Annotated in this window: 17 protein-coding genes and 2 pseudogenes; 14 read left to right on the top strand and 5 right to left on the bottom strand. The window is 64.9% G+C overall.

Annotation, left to right across the window (positions count from 1 at the left end):
- Window positions 1-304 precede the first annotated feature (304 nt).
- Window positions 305-3,430: an FAD-binding and (Fe-S)-binding domain-containing protein gene (locus ACEWFR_RS06110; protein WP_374060192.1), complete on the top strand. Its 3,126-nt coding sequence runs from the start codon at window positions 305-307 to the stop codon at window positions 3,428-3,430.
- 84 nt (window positions 3,431-3,514) lie between these two features.
- Window positions 3,515-3,787: a HalOD1 output domain-containing protein gene (locus ACEWFR_RS06105; protein ID WP_374060191.1), complete on the top strand. Its 273-nt coding sequence runs from the start codon at window positions 3,515-3,517 to the stop codon at window positions 3,785-3,787.
- Window positions 3,788-3,848: 61 nt separating this feature from the next.
- Here ACEWFR_RS06105 and ACEWFR_RS06100 read toward each other — a convergent pair whose 3' ends face one another.
- On the bottom strand, window positions 3,849-4,889 hold the full coding sequence (locus tag ACEWFR_RS06100) for an Lrp/AsnC family transcriptional regulator (RefSeq protein ID WP_374060190.1): 1,041 nt from the start codon (window positions 4,887-4,889) through the stop codon (window positions 3,849-3,851).
- Between the two features lie 173 nt (window positions 4,890-5,062).
- Between ACEWFR_RS06100 and ACEWFR_RS06095 the strand changes: the two genes are divergently transcribed.
- Window positions 5,063-6,145 carry an anthranilate phosphoribosyltransferase gene (locus ACEWFR_RS06095; RefSeq protein ID WP_374060189.1) on the top strand — a complete coding sequence of 361 codons (1,083 nt, stop codon included), beginning with the start codon at window positions 5,063-5,065 and terminating at the stop codon, window positions 6,143-6,145.
- A 628-nt stretch (window positions 6,146-6,773) separates the two neighbouring features.
- Window positions 6,774-7,571 (top strand): enoyl-CoA hydratase/isomerase family protein, encoded by a 798-nt coding sequence (locus ACEWFR_RS06090; protein ID WP_374060188.1) that lies wholly within the window; start codon window positions 6,774-6,776, stop codon window positions 7,569-7,571.
- A 499-nt stretch (window positions 7,572-8,070) separates the two neighbouring features.
- Here ACEWFR_RS06090 and ACEWFR_RS06085 read toward each other — a convergent pair whose 3' ends face one another.
- A complete protein-coding gene (locus tag ACEWFR_RS06085) occupies window positions 8,071-8,808 on the bottom strand; it encodes a 3-hydroxyacyl-CoA dehydrogenase family protein (RefSeq protein WP_374060187.1) in 738 nt (245 codons plus the stop codon).
- A 137-nt stretch (window positions 8,809-8,945) separates the two neighbouring features.
- Here ACEWFR_RS06085 and ACEWFR_RS06080 point away from each other — a divergent pair, with 137 nt between their 5' ends.
- The 4 genes from ACEWFR_RS06080 to ACEWFR_RS06065 all read left to right on the top strand — a co-directional run bounded on the left by ACEWFR_RS06080 (window position 8,946) and on the right by ACEWFR_RS06065 (window position 13,148).
- A complete protein-coding gene (locus tag ACEWFR_RS06080) occupies window positions 8,946-9,197 on the top strand; it encodes a hypothetical protein (protein WP_374060186.1) in 252 nt (83 codons plus the stop codon).
- The gene (locus tag ACEWFR_RS06075; RefSeq protein WP_374060185.1) at window positions 9,194-10,630 is read left to right on the top strand and encodes an APC family permease; all 1,437 of its coding nucleotides are present in this window, start codon (window positions 9,194-9,196) and stop codon (window positions 10,628-10,630) included. The genes ACEWFR_RS06080 and ACEWFR_RS06075 overlap by 4 nt, the downstream gene beginning before the upstream one ends.
- Before the next feature lie 127 nt (window positions 10,631-10,757).
- Window positions 10,758-11,690, top strand: a complete 933-nt coding sequence (locus ACEWFR_RS06070; RefSeq protein ID WP_374060184.1) for a ribonucleoside-diphosphate reductase — start codon at window positions 10,758-10,760, stop codon at window positions 11,688-11,690.
- Between the two features lie 294 nt (window positions 11,691-11,984).
- Entirely contained in the window at window positions 11,985-13,148 is a 1,164-nt protein-coding gene (locus ACEWFR_RS06065; protein WP_374060183.1) for a CaiB/BaiF CoA transferase family protein, read from the top strand.
- 30 nt (window positions 13,149-13,178) lie between these two features.
- Here the strand turns inward: ACEWFR_RS06065 and ACEWFR_RS06060 are convergent, their stop codons facing one another.
- Window positions 13,179-14,801: an acyl-CoA synthetase gene (locus ACEWFR_RS06060; protein WP_374060182.1), complete on the bottom strand. Its 1,623-nt coding sequence runs from the start codon at window positions 14,799-14,801 to the stop codon at window positions 13,179-13,181.
- A gap of 208 nt (window positions 14,802-15,009) precedes the next feature.
- On the opposite strand from ACEWFR_RS06060, the gene ACEWFR_RS06055 reads away from it, so the two are divergent.
- The 3 genes and pseudogenes from ACEWFR_RS06055 (at window position 15,010) to ACEWFR_RS06045 (ending at window position 18,329) form a co-directional block, all read left to right on the top strand.
- Window positions 15,010-16,647, top strand: coding sequence for a long-chain fatty acid--CoA ligase (locus tag ACEWFR_RS06055; protein WP_374060181.1), 1,638 nt, complete (start codon window positions 15,010-15,012; stop codon window positions 16,645-16,647).
- 111 nt (window positions 16,648-16,758) lie between these two features.
- A pseudogene (locus ACEWFR_RS06050) lies at window positions 16,759-16,887 on the top strand (acyl-CoA dehydrogenase family protein); the annotation flags it as partial.
- Window positions 16,888-16,892: 5 nt separating this feature from the next.
- Window positions 16,893-18,329, top strand: coding sequence for an amidase (locus tag ACEWFR_RS06045; RefSeq protein ID WP_374060180.1), 1,437 nt, complete (start codon window positions 16,893-16,895; stop codon window positions 18,327-18,329).
- Between the two features lie 46 nt (window positions 18,330-18,375).
- Here ACEWFR_RS06045 and ACEWFR_RS06040 read toward each other — a convergent pair.
- Both ACEWFR_RS06040 and ACEWFR_RS06035 read right to left on the bottom strand, forming a co-directional pair.
- Window positions 18,376-18,858: pseudogene (locus tag ACEWFR_RS06040) on the bottom strand (SDR family NAD(P)-dependent oxidoreductase); the annotation flags it as partial.
- 77 nt (window positions 18,859-18,935) lie between these two features.
- On the bottom strand, window positions 18,936-20,294 hold the full coding sequence (locus ACEWFR_RS06035; protein ID WP_374060179.1) for an RNA-guided endonuclease InsQ/TnpB family protein: 1,359 nt from the start codon (window positions 20,292-20,294) through the stop codon (window positions 18,936-18,938).
- Window positions 20,295-20,350: 56 nt separating this feature from the next.
- Between ACEWFR_RS06035 and ACEWFR_RS06030 the strand changes: the two genes are divergently transcribed.
- The 3 genes from ACEWFR_RS06030 (at window position 20,351) to ACEWFR_RS06020 (ending at window position 23,401) form a co-directional block, all read left to right on the top strand.
- Window positions 20,351-20,491 (top strand): hypothetical protein, encoded by a 141-nt coding sequence (locus ACEWFR_RS06030; protein ID WP_021780798.1) that lies wholly within the window; start codon window positions 20,351-20,353, stop codon window positions 20,489-20,491.
- A 306-nt stretch (window positions 20,492-20,797) separates the two neighbouring features.
- A complete protein-coding gene (locus ACEWFR_RS06025; RefSeq protein ID WP_374060178.1) occupies window positions 20,798-22,003 on the top strand; it encodes an acetyl-CoA C-acyltransferase in 1,206 nt (401 codons plus the stop codon).
- Between the two features lie 147 nt (window positions 22,004-22,150).
- On the top strand, window positions 22,151-23,401 hold the full coding sequence (locus tag ACEWFR_RS06020) for an acyl-CoA dehydrogenase family protein (RefSeq protein WP_374060177.1): 1,251 nt from the start codon (window positions 22,151-22,153) through the stop codon (window positions 23,399-23,401).
- Window positions 23,402-23,564: the final 163 nt, after the last annotated feature.

Genomic DNA, 23,564 nt, shown 5'->3' with positions numbered 1-23,564 from the left:
AGGCATATCGCTTGTTTCGGTTCCCCTGTTACTAACTGGTACCGCCCAACACCACGGGCGGCGGCCCCGGGGGCGCACGTGGGAAAACGACGGGGCCATCTTTCCGGTTGGTCACCACTCCCAGTACGTCAGCCCGCGTGCTGGTCGGGCGGTTCGAGATCCGCCGTCCGGCCGCTTCCCTTCCCACTCGTGGACAGCGGTCGACCGAGCGAGCAGCTCCGTCCGATCCGCGCCGAGAATCGAGGAGCCGGTCGAATCGTCGCTAATGGAGGCACTTTTAGCCACCCCTGAGCAAGGGTGACGTATGTCTCTCGAGCCGAGCGCTGACCCGGCCGCCGACCGGCGAGCGAACTACGACTATCGGAGCGACGATGTCGATCGACCGGCCCTGGTCGCGGACCTCGAGGAACTGGTCGACTGCGAGGTCCGTGCGGACTCCTACTCTCGCGAACTGTACGCGACCGACGCAAGTGCCTACGAGCTGACGCCGATCGCCGTCGCCTTTCCGGAGTCGACGGCCGACGTGTCGGGCATCCTCGAGTACTGCGCCGAGCGCGAGATTCCGGTCCTCCCGCGGGGCGGCGGGACGAGCCTCGCCGGACAGACGGTCAACCGGGCCGTCGTCCTGGATTTCACACGGTACATGAACGAGATCCTCGAGATCGACACCGACGGCCACACCGCGACGGTCCAGCCGGGGACGATCCTGGGGACGTTGAACGAGACCCTCGAGCCCCACGGCCTCAAGTTCGCCCCGGACCCCGCGTGGGGCGATAAGAGCGCCATCGGCGGCGCGATCGGCAACAACTCGACCGGCTCGCACTCGCTGCAATACGGCAAGACCGACGCCTACATCGAGGAGTGCGAGGCCGTCCTCGCCGACGGCACCGTCACCCGCTTTGGCGAGGTCGCACTCGAGGAGATCGGCGAGCGAGCCGACCCCGACGGCGACCTCGAAGCCCGGATCTACGCCGAAGTCGAGCGGATCCTCGAGGAAGAGGCCGACCTGATCGAGGAGACCTATCCCGACCTCAAGCGGAACGTCTCGGGCTACAACCTCGACCGGTTGGTTGCGGAGGCGCGAGGGGAGGAACTACCGGGTGGTGAGGACAGCGCGACGACGAAGTCGTCGCGAGACGAAGGCGGTGAAATCGCCGACGCGACCGGCGAACCGGGCACCGTCAACCTCGCGCGGCTGCTGGCCGGCAGCGAGGGCACGCTGGCGGTCGTCACCGAGGCGACCGTCTCGCTCGAGCCGATCCCCGAGACGAAGGCGGTCTCGCTGCTGTGCTATCCCGATCTCCACGAGGCGATGCGGGACGTCGCGCCGATCCTCGCACACGACCCCGCCGCGGTCGAGGTGCTGGACGACGTGTTGATCGACCTCGCGCGCGACACCGCGGAGTTCGGACCCGTCACCGAGATGCTCCCCGAGGGGACGAACGCGGTCCTCCTCGTCGAGTTCTACGCCGAAGACGCGGACCACGGCAGGGAGCAAGTGGCGGGACTGCTCGCCGACCGCCTGCCGTCGGCGACGCCCGCCGGGGAACCAGCCGCTGATGCGCCGAATAGCGACAGCGATATCCTCGCGATCGAGGCGCTCGAGGCCTACGACGACGCCGAGCGCGCGAAGCTGTGGAAGCTCCGCAAGTCCGGCCTCCCGATCCTGCTCTCGCGGACGACCGACGAGAAGCACATCTCCTTCATCGAGGACACGGCGATCCCGCCCGCGAAGCTGCCGGAGTTCGTCGAGCGCTTCGAGGAAATCCTCGAGAAACACGACACCTACGCCAGTTTCTACGCCCACGCCGGCCCCGGCGTGCTCCACGTCCGGCCGCTCGTGAACACGAAGACGGAAGTGGGCCTCGAGCAGCTCCACGGCATCGCGGACGACGTGACGGACCTCGTGGTCGAGTTGGGGGGCTCCGTTTCGGGCGAACACGGCGACGGCCGCGCCCGCACGCAGTGGAATCAAAAACGCTACGGCGACGAACTCTGGGCGACCTTTCAGGACCTCAAGACGGCGTTCGATCCCGACTGGATCCTCAATCCGGGACAGGTCGTCTTCCGCGAGGATGATCCGACCGACCTGCGGGAGAACCTGCGGTTCGACCCCGACTACGAGTTCGAGGCGGGCTTCGAGCCCGCGCTCGAGTGGGAGAACGACAACGGGATGCAGGGCATGGTCGAGCTCTGTCACGGCTGTGGGGGCTGTCGCGGCGAGCAAGAGACCACGGGCGGCGTGATGTGTCCGACCTATCGGGCGAGCCGCGAAGAGATTACGGCGACCAGGGGCCGCGCGAACGCGCTCCGCCAGGCGATGAGCGGCGACCTGGATCCCGAGGAGGCCGTTTCCGACGAGTTCGTCGAGGAGGTAATGGGCCTCTGTATCGGCTGCAAGGGCTGTGCCATCGACTGCCCCAGCGAGGTCGACATGGCGAAGCTCAAGGCCGAGGTCACCCACGAGTACCACCAGCGAAACGGCGCGACACTCCGGGATCGACTCTTCGCCAACGTGTCGACGCTCTCGAAGTGGGGGAGCCGACTCGCGCCGCTGTCGAACGCCCTGCCGAAGCTCCCGGGCGCCCGCAAGGCGCTCGAGGTGACCCTCGGGATCGACGCCGACCGGCCGCTGCCGACGTTCCACGCGAAGACCTTCCGGGATTGGTTCCACGAGCGCGGCGGCGCGCGCATCAGAGAGGCCGATGCCACCCGCAAAGTCGTCCTTTACCCAGATACCTACACCAACTACAGCCACCCCGATGCCGGGAAGGCGGCCGTCCGCGTGCTCGAGGCCGCCGGCGTCCACGTCGTCGTCCCCGACGACCTCGGCGATACCGGTCGGCCGGCGTTTTCGAAGGGGTTCCTCGAGAAAGCAGAAGACGCCGCTCGCGAGAACGTGAACGCGCTCGCCCCGCGGGTCGCGGACGGCTGGGACGTGGTCGTCATCGAGCCCTCCGACGCGGTCATGTTCCAGGGAGACTACCTCGATCTGCTCTCCACCGAGGCCGCCGAGACGCTCGCGAACGCCACCTACGGCGTCTGCGAGTACGTCGATACGTTCCGGCTGGACGAAGAGATCCCCTTCGACGAGCGCGCGGCGACCGACGAACTGGTCTATCACGGCCACTGCCACCAGAAGTCGGTCGCGAAGGACCACCACGCCGTCGGCGTGCTCCGGCGGGCCGGCTACGCCGTCGACCCGCTCGATTCGGGCTGCTGCGGGATGGCTGGCAGTTTCGGCTACGAGTCCGAACACGCCTCGATGAGCGATTCCATCGCTTCGATCCTCTACGAGCAGGTCGACGAGAGCGACGGCGACCGCATCGTCGCTCCCGGTGCTTCCTGCCGGACACAACTCGAGAACGGGCCCGGCGCGACCGAGGAGCCGCCGACGCCGATCGAAGTCGTGGCCGAAGCGCTCGAGTAAGGCGGCCCGATATGCTTCATTCACACGAGAGTCATCCGTACGGATACGAACAGCTATGCCGGCGGTTCCCGATAGGCGTCTATTGTGTCAGATCGAACTGAGCGAGAGATCCGTCATCGGCAGCTGGATACCGACGCGGCGAACCCGGCGATACAGGTCGTCGAAGTCGTCGCGGACATCGAAAATCGAGGGCACGCCGAGTTACCGACGATGTACGATTGCATCGACGGCATGCTCGACGAACTCTTTTCGAACCCGCCCGCACCGGAATCACAGATGGAAGTCGAGTTCAGCTACGAGACGTATCGGATCACCGTCGAACAGAACGGTGCCGCGAAATTCGTAAAAACGGGGTAATCGGGTCCCGCCTCCGATTCGGAGTGTACGACGACGGTCCGGAACGATCGAAACGATTCCGTCAGCGTCCGACCAGTTCGTCGTAGCGCGCGCCCGTCTGTTTCAGCGTCTCGGTCGAGTAGAGCCGCTCGTGGTCGACGGGGAGGTAGTCGGCAGCGAGTTCGTCGATCTTCGCGTCGACGGCCGCGGGGTCGCGACCGTGGATCATCGTGAACAGGTTGTACGACCACTCCTGCTCGGGTCGGCGGGGCCGATTGTAACAGAGCGTAACGTAGGGCAGCCCGCCCGCCCGCTCGCCCCACTCGTCGAGGGACTCGTCAGGCACGTCCCAGACGACCATGCAGTTGGCGTCGAAGCCCGTCACGACGTGGTTGATCACGCAGCCGATGCGCTTGAGACAGCCACTCTCGAGCAATCGCTCGACGGCCGCGAGCACGTCCTCGACCGCATACCCCACGTTCGCGGCGATATCGCGATACGGCGTCGCCGATAGCGGGAACCCCTCCTGGATCTCGAGGAGGAGTTCGGCCTCGAGCGCGGAGAGACCGCCCGTGGCCTCCTCGCTGATCCGGGTGGCCGAGGAGTCGGTGCGCCGCGCCAGTGATTCGCGTGCGAACCGATCGCTATTGACGACGGGGAACTCGAGGTCGATGTAGTAGTCGGTCAGCATCGGCAGGTTCAGCACGTCACAGTCGGTTCGATCCTCGATATCGGCGAGGATCTCGTCGCGGGCCTCCCGCGAGCCGGCGGTGACGACGAACCACATGTTCCACTCGTGATCGCGAGCGTAGTTGTGGTTGACTTGCCGATACTCGTTGATGACGGTCGCGATCTCATCGAAGCGGTCCGCGGGTGCCCGTACCGCGGCGAGCGTCGACGAGCCGATCACGGGCGGGTTGAGGACGGCACCAAACCGGCGGACGATCCCTGCCTCCCGGAGTGTGCGGACGCGGTCGACCGCCGCCGATTCCTCGATTCCGAGGTCGGCGGCAACGCGGCGGAACGGGCGCGCTTCGATCGGAAAACCGCTCTGATAGCCGTCGATCAGCGCCGCGTCCACGTCGTCGATGGCCTCGCGCCAGTCCCCCGACAGGCTACTCATTGGTTGCCCTAGGGAGAAGGGGACTGTATCGTTTTCGGGTCCGACTCGAACCGCGTGCGACGGAGCCGTTCTTGGGGTTCACCCGATTATCGGTGTGAAACCCGTCAATTGACGGCCGAACGAGCGCCGGAAGCGGGAGACTTTTGCGCGATCCGACCCAACGGGTGCACAACATGGCGCACGCAACCCAGGAATTCGGCGACTGGCCGCTCAAGCGGCTGCTGACGGCAGTGATCGGCTCCGGCCCGAAGTCGGCCGACGACATGACTCGCGAACAGGCTCGAGAGGCGTTCCAGCGCATTCTGGCGGGCGAACCGGACGAAACGACGCTCGGCGCGTTCTGGCTGGCCAATCGCTGGAAGCGAAACATTCCGACGGAGCTGGCGGCCTACACCGACGTCATGCGCGAGGAGTCGGTCGTCACCGCCGAGCCGGAGTGCGATCCGGTCGACTGCGGGGCGAACTACGACGGCAAACACAGCTCCGCCGTCCTCGGCGTCGGAGCCGGCATCGTCGCCGCGGCCGCGGGCACCCCCATCGTCGTCCACTCCGGCGATCGGGTCCCGACGCAGAAAGCGACGGCGTACAAACACGTCCTCGACGAGCTCGACGTCCGAACCGAACTCGAGCCCGGCGAAAGCGCGGATATGGTCGACGAGACCGGCTTTGGCTTCTACTATCAGCCGAATTTCAACCCCGGAATACAGGACCTCTACGACCGGCGCGATCAGATGGGCGTCCGAACGTTCGTCAACACGATCGAAACGATCGGGAACCCGGCGAACGCCGACGTTCACCTGGGCTCGTTCTACCACCTCGCGTTCGCGAAGAAGCTGACCGACACGATCACCGAGAGCGAGCGACTCGACTACTCGCGGGCCATCTTCTTCCAGGGAATGGAGGGCTACGACGACATCCGGCCCGGATATACGAAGGTCGCGGAGTGGGATCGAGACGGCGACGACGGTGCGGATTCCTTCGAGGATTACGAGATCGAAACGGCGAACTACGGCATGGCGATGGAGGCCGAAGACCTCGAGGTCGACGACGTGACGGCCGACTCCGCGTCGATCACCGAGGCCGTCCTCAGCGGTGAGCGCGAGGGACACTTCGCCGACGCTATCGCCCTCAACGGCGCGTTCCGGATGCACGCCCGCCAGGATGTCGATAGCCTCGAGGACGGACTCGAGCGGGCACGCGAGGTCATTGCCGACGGCAGTGCGGAAGCCGTGCTCGAAGACCTCCGGGCGTTCTGAGCCGAGCGGTCTGAACCGGGCGGTCTGAGTCGTCAGTCGAAGCGGTCGACCACGTTCGTCCCGGTGCTCGAGCAGCGTTCGAGCCGGCGCGCAGTATCGTCCACCGTTCGTCGAAATGAGAGGTGATTTCACTCTTTTTACTATAGGAGAGATGAAACATATCTAGTACTCTATGAGTGAGACAGTAACAGCATCGAGAAGTGTGAAACAATCAGTTTCGACCAAGCTAGAGGGATTTCAATGTCTCTCGGGCCGAACACGACCGGGTCGTCGCCAAACTGATGGCTGACTCATAACCTTCCGAAGAAGACGGTCTATCGCTCGAGTCCGATTTTTGAAATGGAACCCGATAAGATATGTGAAACAAGATAACTACCCCATAGTACCAGATATAGTATATGGTTCGCTATTTTCCCGAACGCCGTCACCCGCGGCTTCGAACGCGACTCGAGCGAGCGATCGCATCGTCGGCTCGCTCCCGATCGCTCCGTATGACGACGAGCAAACGGGTGGCGTTCGCCTCGCAACGTCTGTAATCGATGTCCGGTAGAATCGTCGGGAGAACGAGTTCACGACGCCTGAAACGGCGAACAGTGTACTTTTTGACTGTTGGCCGAGATCACCGTGCATGGACCAATCTTTCGATACTGTCCTGGTAGAGTACGACGACGAGCGCGGCGTCGGCACGATCACGATGAACCGGCCGGACGCGTTGAACGCGCTGAACGGCCAGCTCAGAGACGACATCATCGCGGGGCTCGAGTCCCTCGAGGAACGGAACGAGGACGCCGACGGCGTCGCGCTGCGCGCCGTGGTGCTCGAGGGTGCCGGCGAGAAGGCCTTCTGTGCGGGGGCGGACATCGGCGGCTTCTCCGATGAGTCGGCCGGCGGCACCTCGGCCCGGAGCCACTACGACGTCATCCGGGACTTCCCCGCGCCGGTCATCGCGAAGATCGACGGCTACTGTCTGGGCGGCGGCCTCGAGACCGCGCTAGCCTGTGACTTCCGGCTGGCCAGCGAGGGCAGTACGTTCGGCTTCCCCGAAGTGAATCTCGGCATCCTCCCCGGTGCCGGCGGCGTCCAGTACGTCGAGAAACTGGCCGGTCCCGCCGTCGCGAAGGAGCTCGCGATGACCGGGAAACACATTTCGGCGGAGCGAGCGGGCGAGGAGGGGATCGTCAGTCACGTCTACGCCGGCGACGAGTTCGAGGACGAAGTCGACGAATTCGTCACCGACCTCGCTGGACAGGCACCGCTGGCGATCCAGGGGATCAAGAAGTCCGCGGATATGGCCGTTCACTCCGGGCTCGAGGAGGGGCTGGCGTACGACCGGTCGCTCTTCCAGGAACTGCTCAAGACGGAAGACCACGCGGAAGGCGCGGCGGCGTTCGCGGAGGACCGCGAGCCCGAATTCGACGGGAAGTAACGGGACAGGGCGGACGACCGCTGTCTCACTCCCGCCCGATTTTCGACCTGCGGTGGCGCGCGCTGAACCGCAGTGAGCGACTAGCGAACTGCGGTTCGATACTGCGCGAAGGATGAGTGAGCGGTGCGAGGCGCGAACACTGTGAGCGCCTCGGATAGCGAACGGTGACTGAAGGGAACCGTGAGCAGAGCGAGCGAATCGGCTGGGGAGGGCGTGGTCCCTCCGTATTGCCACGATAGCAGCGCACACTGTCTTGGTTAACAATAATCATTGAGTGGTGTTTAGAACTGGCTGATAAGGGTGTCCTGCTATCGTGGCAACTAGGGATTCCACGTCCTCCCCAGCCGATTCGCTCAGTCACTCCGTTCCTTCGCTCATCCCTCGCGCAGTATCATCGGCCGCCCTCACTATCGTTCGGTCGACCGACAGCGCGCGCCACCGCATGTCGGTTCGTCGGTCCGAAGCGAAAAACGAGTCCACACCGCTGTAGAAACAGCCCTCAGTCCCACTCCTCGCCGATGCCGGTCAGCGAGAACGGGCCGACGGGGAGGTTGTAGCCGTCCTCGAGCGCCTTGTCGACCTGTTCCTCCGTGGCGATGCCCTCGTCGACGATCTTCTGGGCCTCCTCGCGCATCGCCGCGTGACAGCGGTTGGCGAGGAAGCCGTAGGAACCGGGGTCGTCATCGATGGTAACACGCGTTTTTCCGAGTTCGTCGATCAACTCCTCGGCGCGCTCGACGACGGCCTCGTCGGTCTCGGGCGCTTGCACGATCTCGACCATGTCCATGACGGCGACGGGGTTGAAGAAGTGCGTCACCGCGACTCGAGATGGGTCGGAGACGGCGTTGGCGATCGAGGTCACCGCGAAGCCGCTCGTGTTCGAGTACAGCGGCTGGTCGTCCGTGACCTCGTCCAGGTCGCGGAAGACCTGTCCCTTGATCGCGAGATTCTCCGTCACCGCCTCGATGACGAACTCGGTCCCGTCGGTCGCCGCGTCGAGGTCCGTCGTGAACGTCATCCGCTCGAGCACCTCGTCCATCTCGTCCTCGGAGAGATAGCCGCCTTCGACGGCGTCCTCGAGTCCGTAGTTGCCCGAGATGACGCGTTCGCGCGCCTCGTCGGCCAGTTCCTCGTTGATCTCGCGGACGGCCACGTCGTAGCCGTTCCGTGCGAGTACCTGTGCGATGCCAGCGCCCATGATGCCGCCGCCGACGACGGCAGCGCTCTGTTGTGCCATGCCAGCACTCTTCACGAGTATCGACTTAGTTCTTGTCAACTGACGTGGCTACTCGGTTCGGCCGGCGCTCTCTCCGACGGTACTCCTCGAGTGTCAACACCCGAAGATATTTTATCATTGGTATGGTTGCTCATAACATGGCAATCGGACAGTACCGCGATGATCCGGCGGCGATGGACGATGTCGAGCGTGAGGTAGCCGCGGCGCAGTATCCCGAAGGAGGGCTCGTAGTCGGTCTCGGCATCGGGATCGTGCTCCCCGTACTGACAGTTCAGGCGCTGCTCGTCCTCACGCCGTTCCTCGGCGGTATCGTCGGGTTCGTCCTCGGACGACGGTTCCGCGACTACGCGATTCGTCGCCGCCGCAAAGATCGTTCGGCGACGAAATGAGCGGGGTTACCGACGGCGACGGGGAGACGCTCTCCTCGAGCATCGGCATCCTCGGGGTGCTGGCGCTCCTGGTCGGGAACGCGATTTCGGTCCCGATATTCGTCTTGCCGGGGCCGCTGGCGGGAACCGCGGGGCCGGCGCTCGTCCTGGCGATCATGCTCGCAGCGATCCCGGCCGGGTTCGTCGTCCTGTACAACGCCTTGCTCGGCTCGGCGATGCCGGTCGCCGGCGGCCTGTACGTCTATATTTCTCGTCTCACAGCCCCCTACTGGGGGTTTCTGGTCCCGTTCACGATACCCCTCGTCGCGTGGGCGTCGTTGCTCATTACGGCGACCGGCTTCGCCGAGTACACCCGAATCTTCTTCGACGTGCCGTCGATGTGGCTCATCTACGTCCTGCTCGGGTTCGTCTTGCTCGTCAACGTCGTCGGGCTCAGGGTCGTCGCGCAGGTGCAGATCGTCTTTTTCATCGGTCTCGTCGTCTCACTCCTGACGTTCATCGTCCCCGGAGCGGCCGCGATCGAGACCGCCAATTACACCCCGTTCTTCCCGGATTACGGCGGGTTCGGGCTCGCGGTTGTGGCGCTGTTCTACCCGTTCCTCGGATTCGGGTTACTGATCGAACTCGGGGAGGAGATAGACGACCCCGGACGGACGATCCCACTCGTACTGGGACTCGGTATTGGTATCGTCGTGCTGTTTTACGTGGGGTTGATCGCCGTCCTTGTCGGGGTCGTTCCGTACGTGGAACTGGGGAACGAAGCCGATCTCGCGCTCGCCGCCTCGAGATTTCTCCCCTGGTGGGGCGAGTACGTCGTCGCCGCCGGCGCGATCTTCGCGGTCGTCACCACAGTGAATACGACGCTGCTCGTCTTCTCTCGGACGCTCATGCGCGCGAGTCGCGACGGCATTCTCCCGGCGTCGCTGTCCCGGATTCACCCCCGGTTCGACACGCCCCATTACGCCGTCGCCGTGCTCGGCGTCCCGCCGTTCGTGCTCGTCCCCCTCGCGGACGAAATCGTCGGACTCTCCGTGTTCATCGGCCTGGCCAGTCTCACGGCGTACTTCTTCTGTGCCATCGGCCTCTGGAACCTGCCGCGGGAGTTCCCGGCACACTACGCCAACGCCCCGTTTCGACTCCGCCGATACCGCGGGCTCCTCCTCGCGGTACTGGGCGGGGGAGTCGCCACCGGCGCGTTCTGGCTGGTCACGCTCCTCCAGCGACCAGTCGTCGGCATGGTCCTCATCGGCTGGTTCGGCGTCGCGTACGTCTATTATAGATACCGACTCGCCAAGACCGACCGAATCGAAACGTACCGAACGATGACCACGCTCGACGTCCACGAGCGCGTCGAGGAGAGCGAGGCGCAACGCGCCTCGGATGACGCGAGCGGGGACACCCCGCGAGCGAACACCGGCGAGAGCGGCGGCTGACCGCAGACCGCACCCCCGTTCCGTGTCGTGTCGGCTGCCAGCCGAGACGGTCCGAACGGAGTCCTCGCGAGTCGAGTGTACCCGACAGCGACCGCACATTTAATAGTCGAGTCAACATATGTGGCATATGGCAACAGAGTACACGCCAACTGAGATGATGGACCGGGAGTCCAGATCGAACCGCTACTATCGAAACGCGGTCGAGCGACACTGGGACCCCGGCGAGATCGACCTCGAGGAAGACGTCGAGAACCTCCTCGAGTTCATCGAGGCCTCGGAATCGTACGACCGGCAGTCGTGGTACGGCACCCTCAACGGCATCGCAAAGTTCGGCGCGGGCGAGGACGCGGTCACCGAGGATCTCGCACCGCTGGGTGCGGTGCTCGACAATATCGACGACCAGCTGTTCCTGACCACCCAAATGTACGAGGAGGCCAAACACGCGGACTTCTTCGACCGCTACTGGCGGGAGGTCATCTGGACGGTCGAAGACGAACTGGGCTGGGAGCGATCGAACCCCCGCCACGAGCGGTGGTTCAACGACCCGTACATCGAACTGTTCGACCGCAACCGGCAGGCGCAGTTCCGGCTGCTCGAGGAGGACACGCCCGAGAACCGGGCGAAGGCGTACTGCCACTACCACCTCACGGTCGAGGGAATCCTCGCTCAGACGGGGTACTACGGGATGCAGACCTCCTACGGCGGCGAGTTCGACGAACTTCCCCACCTGCCGGGGCTCGTCCAGGGCTTTACGAAGATCCGCAGCGACGAGGGCCGCCACGTCGGCTTCGGGATGAACCAGCTCAAGAAGCTCATCGCCGAGGGCGTCGACCCCGCAATCGTCGAGGAAACGGTCGAGGAACTCCTCCCGCTCGTCCAGGGGATCACCGAGGACGAGCGGTTCCAGCCGGACGACCCCGAGGAACGCGTCGGCCTCGAGGACGGGAGACTGGCCGCCTACGCGGTCGACAAACACACCGATCGGATGCAACAGATCACGGACGCCGCGGCCGATATCCCGGACGTCGACGAGTTAGTGCAACTGGAGGGCGACGATTGACGGAACGAGGCGGCGGCTGACGAGACGAGGCGGCGGCTGACGAGACGAGGCGGCGGCTGACGAGGCGAGGCGGCGGCTGACGAGGCGAGGCGGCGGCTGACGGAACGAGGCGGCGGCTGACGAGACGAGGCGGCGGCTGACGAGGCGAGGCGGCGGCTGACGAGGCGAGGCGGCGGCTGACGGAACGAGGCGGCGGCTGACGAGACGAGGCGACTGCCGACGCAGCAGCGGTCGCCGCGGTGGCTGGTTGCTCGACGACAGTAGGCTTTTGAGAGAAGACCGGGACGTGGCACCATGCAGCTCGATTCCGTCCGAATACTCGACCTGTCCCGCCTGCTTCCGGGCCCGTACGCGACGCAACTGCTCGCCGACGTGGGCGCTGACGTGATCAAAGTCGAGGACACCGACGCGGGGGATTACGCGCGGTACACACCGCCGACGACGGACCGCGACGTCGGCGCGCTGTTCGACAGCGTCAATCGAGGCAAGCGTAGCATCGCCGTCGACCTGAAATCGGCGGCGGGGCGGGAGGCCTTCTACAGACTCGTCGCGGACGCCGACGTCGTCTTCGAACAGTTCCGACCGGGCGTCGCCGAGCGACTCGGGATCGGCTACGAAACGCTGCTCGAGTACAACGAGGACCTCGTCTACTGCTCGCTCTCGGGCTACGGTCAAACCGGGCCGTACGCCGAGCGCGCGGGCCACGACCTCAATTACGTCGGGCTCGCGGGGCTGCTCGATATGACTCGCGAGGACGAGGCGATGGCACCGCAGATCCCCGGCTACCAGATCGGCGACCTCGGCGGCGGGCTGTTCGCGGCCTTCAGCATCGTCGGCGGACTCCTGTCTCGCGAACTCGGTAACGGCGGGGAGTATATCGACGTGGCCATGACCGACGTAGTTGCCTCGTTCTCGCAGGCGATTTCCCACGAGGCGCTCACCGGCGACGATCCCCGGCCCGGCGAGACCGCGCTCACCGGACGGTACCCCTGGTACGACGTGTACGAGGCAGCCGACGGGCGCTACGTGACGCTCGCGGCGCTCGAGCCGAAGTTCTGGGAAGCCTTCTGCGAGGAGACCGGACGGGAGGGGCTGATCGACGCTCACGGCACCGACGACCCGGCCGAACTCGAGGCGGTCCGCGAGGAACTCGAGTCGCTGTTCGCGAGCCGCTCGCAGGAGGAGTGGCTCGAGGCGCTTTCCGACGAGACGATGGTCGGGCCGGTGTGTACGCCGGCCGAAGCCACAGAGCACCCCCAGCTCGAGGCGCGCGGACTGATCGAGCGGCCGGCGGATGCGCCGCCGCGGGTCGGGTTTCCGGCAGCGGGGTCTAACGTGCCCGAGAGCCACGACGAGTCGGTTCCGGGCCACGGAGCGCACACCGACGCCCTGCTCGCGTCGGTGGGGTACGACGAGGACGAACTGGCCGACCTCCGCGAGAGCGGTGTGATCCTGTGAGCGGCGTAGTCGTCGGGGCGCGACCGGTCATCACTCAGCGAGCGTGGAGCGCTTGATCTTCCCGCTGGCTGTCTTCGGAAGCGCGTCGAGGAACGCGATCTCGCGGGGGTACTCGTGTTTCGAGAGCTCCGCGCGGGCGAACTCGCTCAGTTCCACCTCGAGTTCTCCGGACGGTTCGTGGTCGCCGACGAGGGTGACGTACGCTTTGACGATCTGGCCGCGGGTCTCGTGGTCTTCCCCGACGACGGCAGCCTCCTCGACGGCGGGATGGTCGAGCAGCGTCTCCTCGACCTCCGCGGGGCCGATCCGGTACCCCGCGGAGATGATAACGTCGTCGGCCCGGCTGACGTACCAGAAGTAGCCGTCCTCGTCCCGCCGCGCGAGGTCGCCGGTTCGGAGCCAGAGGCCGGTGAAGGTCTCGAGGGTCGCCTCTGGACGACCCCAGTACGATCCCCGCGCGTCCTCGTCGCGTCTGATCGCGATCTCGCCGACCTCGCCCTGATCGACCTCGTTTCCGTCGTCGTCCAACAACGCCACTTCCTCGCCGGGCGTGACTTTTCCCATGCTTCCGGGCTTTACGTCCCAGTCGTCGAACGCGTAGTTGCAGACGACCATGCCGCCCTCCGTCAGCCCGTAGGCGTCCTGGGGCGGCGCGCCCAGTCCGTCCTCGCACCAGTTGACGGTCTCTTCGTCCAGCGATTCGCCGGCCGAGATCAACACCCGGAGGTCGATGTCCCACGCCTCGAGGTCGATCCCGGCGGCCCGCGACTGTCTGAGCGCCGTCGGCGGGATCATCGCGTTGTCGACGTCCCACGCCTCGAGCGTTTCGAAGAACGCGTGGGGATCAAATTGGCCGCGATAGCAGCCGATGGCCGTCCCGCGGACGCCAGACATGATCGTCCCCATGGTGAGCCCGTAGGACCACGACGGCGACGCCGCGACGAGGTAGACGTCGTCCGGCTGGAGGTCGACGACGTACTCGGAGTAGGCGTAGAGTTCGATCGGGCCGCGATGGCTCGTCGGGACGCCCTTCGGCGGGCCCGTCGTCCCCGAGGTGTAGGTCAGCGAGTAAGGGTCGTTCGGGTGCGTCTCGACGGTCTCGAACTCGTCGTCGCGGGCGCGGACGGCGTCGTACTCGTCGACCGTCGCGTCGCCCTCGAGGGAACCGTCGTCGAGTGCGACCACGCGCTCGAGTGCCGGCAGGTCGCCATCGACCACCTCGCAGCCCTCGGTCGTCGTGAACAGCGCGGCCGCGCCCGAGTCCTCGAGCCGGTAGTTCAGCGCGTCGGGGCCGAACACGGGCGCGAGCGGCAGGTAGATCCGTCCGGCCTGAATCGTGCCGAAGACGACGGCGTAGAGTTCGAGCCGCGTCGGGAGCATCGCGCCGACGCGGTCGCCGCGCTCAGTGTGTTCGACCAGGTAGTTGCTGACCCGATTCGCCGCCGCCGCGAGTTCGGCGAAGGTGTACGTCTCGGTCTCGCCGCGCTCGAAGTCGCGGATGCGAAGGCCCGTCTCGTCGGAGTCGGCGTGACGACCCAGCGCCTCCTCGGCGATATTGAGCGACTCCTCGTCGCCGACGTGTACGTGTTCGTCCCACCCCATCCCCGACTCGTACCGGTCAGCGACTGCATCGTATATGCTATCGTATGGCATAGTCCACCGCTCCACGACCGCAGGTATAATTCTTCGGCTGCGTTGACAGGACACCGCCGACGGAATGTAGACACGGTCGCGGTGACGGCCTCCGACGAAAACCGCGCTGAGCGCGTAAACGAGGCAGTGATGGACCCACAAGCGAATTTCGGGAGCGATATCAACCCAAACCATAAGTCGCTGGACAGAATCACTGCAGACGACCATGATGGGTGCCCAGTTAACGCTTGACAAGTTACTCGAGCGGGCGGTCGACCTGTTTCCCGACCGGGAACTGGTGACGAAACTGCCCGACGGAAACGTCCACCGTTACACGTACGCCGACGCGTCCGAGCGAATCAACCGACTCGCGCACGCGCTCGACGACCTCGGCCTCGAGCGGGGGGACCGCGTTGGTGTCGTCGCGACGAACCACTACCGGCACTACGAACTCTACTTCGGGCCGGCGTGTTCGGGGCGGTCGATCCACATGTGCAACATGCGGCTGCCCGACCACCACTTCGTCCACACGATCGACGACGCCGAAGACCGGGTGATCTTCGTCGATCCGGGCCTCATCGAAAAGGTGGAGGCCAACGCCGACGAGTTAGACACCGTCGAGCAGTACGTCGTCCTCGACGACGAGGTGCCGGAGACGAGCCTCGAGCCGGTCACGGACTACGAATCGCTGCTCGAAGGGCAGCCGGCAGAGTACGAGTGGCCGGACATCGACGAGGACGCGGAGTACGGGATGTGCCACACCTCGGGGACGACGGGGCTGCCCAAGGGCGTCGCCTACTCCCACCGGGCGATGTACCTCCACAGCATCATGGGCGGTCACACCGACGCCAACGCGATCGGCGAGCGCGACACCGTGCTCCCGGTCGTCCCCATGTTCCACGCCAACGGCTGGGGAATTCCCTACGGCGCGACGCTCGTCGGGGCCAAACAGGTCTTCCCCTCGGTCCACACCGATCCGGAGTCGATCGCGCGCCTGATCGACGAGGAGGGTGTGACCTTCTCCGCGGCGGTGCCGACGATCTGGCTCGAGATGGCCGAGTTCCTCGACGAGAATCCCACGGTCGACATCTCGAACATCGATCGGCTGACGGTCGGGGGCTCCGCGCCGCCCGAATCGCTCATCCGGAAGTACGACGAGCAGTACGACGCGCCGATCATCCAGGGGTGGGGGATGACCGAGACCTCGCCGCTGGGGTCGCTCAGCACGCTCCGCAAGGAAGTCGCCGAACTACCGAGCGACGAGCAGTACGAGTACCGCGCGAAGGCGGGGCTGCCCGTGCCGGGTATGCAGATCCGCATACTCGACGACGACGGCGAGGAGGTGCCCGCCGACGGCGAGACGATGGGTGAACTGCAGGTTCGCAGCCCCTGGGTGGCCGACGGCTACCACAACCGACCCGAGGAAAACGAGCAGTCCTTTACCGAGGACGGCTTCCTGCGGACCGGCGACATCGCCACCCGCGACGAGATGGGATACATCGACATCGTCGATCGGGACAAGGACGTCATCAAGTCCGGCGGGGAGTGGATCTCGTCGGTGCAACTCGAGAACGAACTCATCGCCCACGAGGGCGTCCGCGAGGCGACGGTCATCGCGGTCGACCACGAGCGCTGGCAGGAGCGGCCGATGGCCGTCGTCGTGCCGACCGCGGGCGCGGACGTAGACGAGGACGACCTCGAGGCCCACCTCTCGGAGACGTTCCCCTCCTGGTGGCTGCCCGACGAATACCGGTTCATCGAGGAGATTCCGAAGACCTCGACCGGGAAGTTCGACAAGAAATCGCTGCGCGACGAGTTCGACATCGTCCTCGAGGCCGAAGACGACGAGCAGACACCCCAGCAATAAGCAATCAACGAATATCGTTCACATTTAGGCATGATAGCTAATACCGCAGGCGGCGTGAGCTTCGACACCGACGACGAGACCGAACTGATCCTCGAGAGTCTGGACGATTGCGCGAACGGGCTGGCCGAAGAGAACCCCTGCATGGATCTGGTCCACCAGGCGCGCATCCTGCGGATCGTCGAGGATACCGACGAGATTCAGCTGAACACGATCGCGAAGTCGATGGGGATCACAGACTGACCGCTATGGTCGCTTCACCCACGCACGCGACGGCCGCCGGCCTCGCGAGAGCGATCCGGGACGGTGAGTACTCGCCGACCGAGGTCGTCGACGACACCCTCGAGCGGATCCACGACCGAAACGATCGGACGAACGCCTTCGTCACCGTCACGGACGATCTGGCCCGCGAGATGGCCGCCGAGGCCGACCGCGCGATCGACGATGGCGAGCCGCTCGGGCCGCTGCACGGCGTCCCCGTCGCGATCAAGGATCTCGACGACGTCGAGGGAGTCCGGACAACCTCCGGCTCCCTGCTCTTCGAGGACCGCGTCGTCGAGTCGGATTCGCCGTTCGTCGCCCGGCTCAGGGAGGCGGGCGCGATCGTGGTCGGGAAAACGAACACGCCCGAGTTCGGGCTCGGGACGACGACCGACAACCGCGTCGCCGGGCCGACCGGAACACCGTTCGATCCCGACCGCGTCTCGGGTGGCTCCTCCGGCGGGGCCGGCGCGGCGCTCGGCGACCGGCTCGTCCCGCTCGCACCCGGCTCTGACGCCGGCGGCTCGGTCCGGATCCCGGCGAGCTTCTGTGGCGTATACGGACTGAAACCCACGCAGGGCGTGATCCCGAACGTCAGCCGGCCGAATGCGTTCGCCAGTCACACCCCGTTCTCCACGAAGGGGCCGTTGGCCCGGACGGTCGAAGACGCGGCGCTGTCGCTGGATGTGATGGCCGGATCCCATCCGCGCGATCCCTTCTCGGTCCCGAAGGGGGGCGAGTACCGCGCCGCGGTCGACCGGCCGATCGACGAACTGAACGTCGCGTACAGCCCCGATATGGGCATCTATCCCGTCGACCCCGCCGTGCGCAACGTGCTCGAGGACGCCGTCTCAGCGCTCGAGCACGCCGGCGCGACCGTCGACGCGGTCGATCCCGACCTCGGACACGACAACGAGGAGATCCTCGAGGCCTACTACACGATGGCGACCGTGCGGTGGGGATCGCTGCTCGAGAACCTCGAGGACGAGGGGTTCGATCCGCTCGGCGAGGATCGCGACCGCCTTCGGCCGTATCTCGTCGACCTCATCATGGACGCCGAGGAGCCGACCACGCGGGAGTACAAACGCGCTGACGTCGTTCGGACCCACGTCCTCGACGGGCTGGTTGACCTCTTCGAGGAGTACGATCTCCTCGTGACGGCGACCGCGGGGACGACGCCGTTCCCCCACGGCGAGGAACCGACGGCGATCGACGGCGTCGAGATCGAGCCGTATCGGGGCTGGGTGCTCACGCAGCCGTTCAACCTCACCGGCCAACCTGCGGCCTCGGTCCCGGCCGGCGTCGTCGACGGGCTCCCCGTCGGGATGCAGATCGCGGGCCCACGCCATGCTGACGACGACGTGATCGCCGCAAGCGCCGCGGTCGAGCGCCAGCGGCCCTGGCGCGACGCGTATCCCGAGTGACTGCCGACGTGACGACAGCGCGACCGCGGCCGGTCCCCGCTCGCGGTCAGAAGCTGAATAGATCGATCCCGCCGGTCACGCCGATCACCTGCCCGGTGACGTAGGAAGTCTGCTCCGAGCAGAGGTAGGTGACCATGTTGGCCACGTCTTCCTCAGTTCCGAGGTGGCGCATCGGCGTCGCCTCGGCGATGCGGGCGTAGTACTCGTCGACGTTCTCCCGGAGTTCATCGGGGCTCATGTCGGCCCAGTCGCCGACGACGATGTTGGGCGCGATGACGTTCGAGGTCACCCCAGACTGGGCTCCCTCGAGCGCCATCGTCCGGCCGAAGCCGATCATGGCGGCTTTCGTCGCCGAGTAGGATATCTGGCCGAAGCCGCCGTACCAGCCGGCCATCGAGGACATGTTCACGACCCGGCCCCAGCCGCGGTCGCACATTTCCGGGAAGACCTCGGCGCTGATGTTGTAGGTGCCGGTGAGGTTGATCTCCACGTCGCGGTTCCAGACGTCGTCGTCATGACATCCTCCCCGGCGTGAACGCCGGGGTTTCCTCACGCTGGGAGTCTCGGCTATGCCGAGTTGCTTCGAGAGAGCAAGCTCTCTCGTCATCACGAGACGACTTCGTCGTCTCGAACGACCACGGAGGCAACTTGCGGGTTCGTGTGCTCCTCGTTGGGACGGGGAGAGCGTGGTGACTCCAGCCATTCGTGACTGTCCCACTTGAGGCACACAGGCCGTGCCATCGGCCGTGCTACGTCTGTTTCGTGCCGTTGACGAGACGCTTTGCGTCTCGTTTGCCAATCAGAACTCGAAGAGTTCTGATGACGCCTCAAGAACGTCTCGCTTGCCGAAAGGTCCGCGTGGCCCTCGAAGCCGCAGGTACAGGTCACCGTGTCCTGGTGTCGCGTCGTGTCCTCGGTCGAACCGCAGTTCGGACACGTCTGCGAGGTCCATGCTTCCGTTCGAACCTCGACGGTGATACCGTACTCCTCGCCGGTGCAACTGAGCCGCTTGATGAACCGTCGGAACGCCCAGAAGTTGTGCAGCTTGGTGTTTGTCCGAACCGACCAGTGCGTCTCGAGTACGTCGGTGAGATCGCCGACATACACCGTTGAAACGCCCTCGTCGTACAACCGTCCGATCAGGTCGCGAGCGAGCGCGTCCATTTCGTGGTCGCGCCGTCGCGTCCGGCGTCGATACAGTGAGTTGATTTGCTTCGAACTGTACCGGCCTTCGCGGAGCTTCGATTGCAGTTCTGCGATCCGTTGCGTAGTCTCGCGGAACCGCTTGAACAGGTCGCGGCCTTCGTACAGGTACTGCTCGCCAGTCGAAACCGTACAAGCGACGATATTGTTTGCGCCGATGTCCAGAGCGGCGGTTTCGTCCGCCAGTGGGTGTGCCAGTCGAGAATTGTCGATTGTGACTGGCTGAAAGGCCCTGAATGTCTCGCTCACATCATCGTAATACAGTTCCAACCGGCCCTGTTTGTCGTACTCCTTCCAGTTCGGATTGCCCTGAACCTCGAGACGAAGCCGTTCTTGGTATCCAAGACCGTACTCCTCTTTCAGGTCTTGGCCAACAAGAATTTCGAGCCGGGAGTGTTCGCCCCATTCGACCGAGTACGACGTGTTGCGGATGTATGTCCGCAGTTCGCGACCCTCGTCTTGGTTGCCCCAGAAGCCGGGCTTGCCGTTGGCTTCGCCCTTTTCTCTGAGTGCGAAGAACGAGCGCCACGCTTCGCGGTTCTTGCGCTCGATCTGTTGAACGGTCGAAGATCCGAGCGTACCGCCGTACCGACCGCGGTACTCGTCGATCTCCCAAACGTCGCCGTCCGGGTCGTCGAAGTTGGTTCGGCGCTGATAATTGATCTCGTTCCAGAGAGCGGCTGAAGCGTCCAACAGTCGACGAAGCAACTCCTCGTCCTCGTCGGACTGGGGAACTACTTCGAACTCGTTGGTACGCTTCATCGCTACTTCTGTGTACGAGTGAAACTAACATAAATATACGGATTCTCGTAGACACTGTGTCGAACCACGTTAACATCGAAGTCCCCGACGACGAACAGTACGAGCGCATCAAACGCGTGAAAAACGAACACGGTCTGACGTGGCGTGGGATGTTGATCCACGCCGCCGACGACTTGGAGACTCCAGCTGGGGAGTAACCGGTGGTTCGCGTAGTCGGGTGGCGCGATTCACGCCCGTCCTCAGAACGCGAAGCGTTCTGATGTGCGAACGAGACGCTTCGCGTCTCGTCAACGCCGTAAACGGCGGGGACTCTCTCGCTGAATTAGGTAGTCCAAAGTCCATCGTCCGAGCGACTACTACGCTATCTGAGTTAATCATTGCGGCGTGGTAGCAGCGGACACGGGGTTTCACGAATCGATTCAGTCGAGAAAGAGTCCAGTACCGTCGATCACGAATTTATGCACAACCTCTATGATCGATCGTGTAATAGCCAATCGCACGTTATGAACTCCGCAGTCATCGTCGACGCCGTCCGAACACCGTTCGGGAAACGGGGCGGCTCGTTCAGGGACACGCATCCACAGGATCTGGCCGCCGAGCCGCTCGAGGCGTTGCGCGAGCGCAACGGCTTCGAGCCGGAGACGATCGAGGACGTGATCTACGGCTGTGTGACGCCAGTCGACGAGCAAGGCATGAATATCGGGCGACTCGCGCCGATGGTCGCCGGCTGGGGCGATATCGTGCCGGGAGTACAGCTCAACCGAATGTGCGGTTCGGGCCAGCAGGCGGCCAACTTCGCCGCGGCGAACGTCATGGCCGGGCAGCACGACGTGCTCATCGCGGGCGGCGTCGAGCACATGACCCGCGTCCCGATGGGGTCGGACGGCGACTCACTGACGGACACGTACTTCGAGCACTTCGACGAGTTGACCACGCAGGGCGAGGGCGCCGAGCGCATCGCCGAGGAGTACGACCTCACGCGCGAGGGGCTCGACGAGATCGCCGCCGACTCACAACGGCGCTGGAAGGAGGCCTGGGACGAGGGCCGGTACGACGACCAGATCACGCCGGTCGAGACCGAACTCGAGCGCGAGGAGAGCGAGTCGCAAAGCGACTCGGATAGTCGAACGGGGAGTGAAACGACCCGTGAGACGGTCGTCGTCGAGCAGGACGAACACCCGCGTCCGGGAACGGACGAAGAAACCCTCTCCGAACTCCCGCTGTCGTTCCGCGAGGAAGGCGAGGGCTTCCACCACCCCGGCAATTCGTCGGGTATCGTCGACGGCTCGGCTGCGCTGCTCATCGCGAGCGAGGAAGCCGCCGCGGAACACGGCTGGGAGCCGATGGCCCGAATCGTCCAGACCGAAGTCGTCGGCGTCGATCCCGTGACGATGCTGAAGGGACCGATTCCCGCGACCGAGAACGTCCTCGAGCAGACCGATATGACGGTCGGCGACATCGACCTCTTCGAGGTCAACGAGGCGTTCGCGTCGGTCGTCGGCGCGTGGCTCGAGGAGACCGGCGCGTCCTGGGAGGACGTCAACGTCAACGGCGGGGCGATCGCCCACGGCCACCCGCTGGGCGCGACCGGCGCGATGTTGCTGACGAAACTCGCCCACGAACTCGAGCGAACGGGGCAAGATACCGCGCTGTCGACGATGTGTATCGGCTTCGGGCAGGGCGTCGCGACGATCATAGAACGGGTCTGAGCGGGCGTCCCCGGCGGGACTCGCGCTCGAGCGGACTGGAAGCCGGACCGGAGTTCGGCTCCCGTAGCCGGGCGTCTCTCCATCGGTTGCCAATTTATACGATCGGCTACCTATAGCTTTACAGTGCTGTATACGATCATGGGTGATATGGAGTACCACGACTCCGAGAAAGCAAAGGAGGTTGCGGGTCGCGTAGAGGAATTCATGGACGAGGTCGTCATCCCCCGCGAACGGGAGGCGCTGGCCACGGGTGAGCAGATCACCATGGACGAGATCCACGAGATGTGGGAGATGGCCAAGGAACGGGACCTGTTCGCACCGCAGGTGCCCGAGGAGTACGGCGGCCAGGGACTGGATTTCAGCGACATGCTCCCCTCGTTCGAACAGGTCGGCCGCTCGCTGATCGGTGCGCTCGCCATTCGTGCGAACGCACCGCAGGAGGGGAACATGCACACCCTGGAGATGGTCGGCACGGAAGAGCAGAAAGAAGAGTGGCTCCGCCCGCTCGTGCAGGGGGAGATTCAGACGGCGTTCGCGATGACCGAGCCAAAGGCCGGTGCCGGCTCGGACCCGAAGATGCTCCAGAGCACCGCCGTCAAGGACGGCGACGAGTGGGTCATCAACGGCCACAAGTGGTGGACTTCCGACGGGCTCGGTGCCGACTACTATCTGGCGATGGTCCGAACCGACCTCGACGCCCATCCATACGAGGGCACATCGATTATCATGGTGCCACGCGACGCTGACGGCGTTGAAGTCGTCCGTAACGTTCCCCACCTCGGCGGGCACGGCATCACCGAGCGTGAAGGCGGCCACGCCGAAATGAAGTTCGACAACGTCCGCGTCCCCGTCGAGAACACGATCGGCGAGGAAGGTGAGGGCTTCCAGATCGCCCAGATGCGACTCGGCGGCGGTCGGCTCACTCACTGCATGCGTTACTCCGGCATGGCCGAGCGCTCGCTCGACATCGCAAAGGCCTACCTCCAGGAGCGCGAGGCCTTCGGCTCGAAACTCGAGGACAAGCAAGCGCTTCGCCACCGCATCGCCGACGCCGAGACACGACTCCACGCTGCACGGACGATGGTCCGACACGCCGCACGCGAACTCGACCGCAGCGACGCCCGGATCGAGGTCGCGATGTCGAAGATGTTCACGGCGAACGTCACCAACGAGACCATCGACCTCGCCCTGCAGTGTTGTGGCGGCAACGGGATCGGCAAGGACCTGCCGATCGCACACTTCTACGAGAACGTCCGCGCGTTCCGCATCGTCGACGGGGCCGACGAGGTTCACCGCCGCTCGATCGCCCGCTGGGCCTTCGAGGACGTCGACGAGGCCGAGATCGAGAACACCCTGCAGTTCGACGAAGACCTCCGCATCGACGCACTCGACGACTAACCCGTTCGACCGCGAGACTCACGGTTCTCTCTTTTGACGGCCGTCTCGAACGTGAAGCCCCGTCCGACAGTCCCCGAAAAGACCGGCACATCGTCCTCGAGCGAGTCCGAGTCGCTCGAGCGGAGACCGACACAGCGGGCCACGACGGGCGGACACGACGAGA

Origin of the sequence: Natrinema sp. H-ect4, assembly GCF_041894845.1 — an archaeon.
Taxonomy (GTDB): Archaea; Halobacteriota; Halobacteria; order Halobacteriales; family Natrialbaceae; genus Natrinema.
The sequence above is the reverse complement of the archived record's forward strand: the minus strand, read 5'-3'. Positions and strand labels throughout refer to the sequence as shown.

Coding starts and splice junctions, on each gene's coding strand:
- ACEWFR_RS06110 (WP_374060192.1), top strand. CDS start 305: ATGTCTCTCGAGCCGAGCGCTGACCCGGCCGCCGACCGGCGAGCGAAC.
- ACEWFR_RS06100 (WP_374060190.1), bottom strand. CDS start 4,889: ATGAGTAGCCTGTCGGGGGACTGGCGCGAGGCCATCGACGACGTGGAC.
- ACEWFR_RS06095 (WP_374060189.1), top strand. CDS start 5,063: ATGGCGCACGCAACCCAGGAATTCGGCGACTGGCCGCTCAAGCGGCTG.
- ACEWFR_RS06090 (WP_374060188.1), top strand. CDS start 6,774: ATGGACCAATCTTTCGATACTGTCCTGGTAGAGTACGACGACGAGCGC.
- ACEWFR_RS06085 (WP_374060187.1), bottom strand. CDS start 8,808: ATGGCACAACAGAGCGCTGCCGTCGTCGGCGGCGGCATCATGGGCGCT.
- ACEWFR_RS06080 (WP_374060186.1), top strand. CDS start 8,946: ATGGCAATCGGACAGTACCGCGATGATCCGGCGGCGATGGACGATGTC.
- ACEWFR_RS06075 (WP_374060185.1), top strand. CDS start 9,194: ATGAGCGGGGTTACCGACGGCGACGGGGAGACGCTCTCCTCGAGCATC.
- ACEWFR_RS06070 (WP_374060184.1), top strand. CDS start 10,758: ATGGCAACAGAGTACACGCCAACTGAGATGATGGACCGGGAGTCCAGA.
- ACEWFR_RS06065 (WP_374060183.1), top strand. CDS start 11,985: ATGCAGCTCGATTCCGTCCGAATACTCGACCTGTCCCGCCTGCTTCCG.
- ACEWFR_RS06060 (WP_374060182.1), bottom strand. CDS start 14,801: ATGCCATACGATAGCATATACGATGCAGTCGCTGACCGGTACGAGTCG.
- ACEWFR_RS06055 (WP_374060181.1), top strand. CDS start 15,010: ATGGGTGCCCAGTTAACGCTTGACAAGTTACTCGAGCGGGCGGTCGAC.
- ACEWFR_RS06045 (WP_374060180.1), top strand. CDS start 16,893: ATGGTCGCTTCACCCACGCACGCGACGGCCGCCGGCCTCGCGAGAGCG.
- ACEWFR_RS06035 (WP_374060179.1), bottom strand. CDS start 20,294: ATGAAGCGTACCAACGAGTTCGAAGTAGTTCCCCAGTCCGACGAGGAC.
- ACEWFR_RS06025 (WP_374060178.1), top strand. CDS start 20,798: ATGAACTCCGCAGTCATCGTCGACGCCGTCCGAACACCGTTCGGGAAA.
- ACEWFR_RS06020 (WP_374060177.1), top strand. CDS start 22,151: ATGGAGTACCACGACTCCGAGAAAGCAAAGGAGGTTGCGGGTCGCGTA.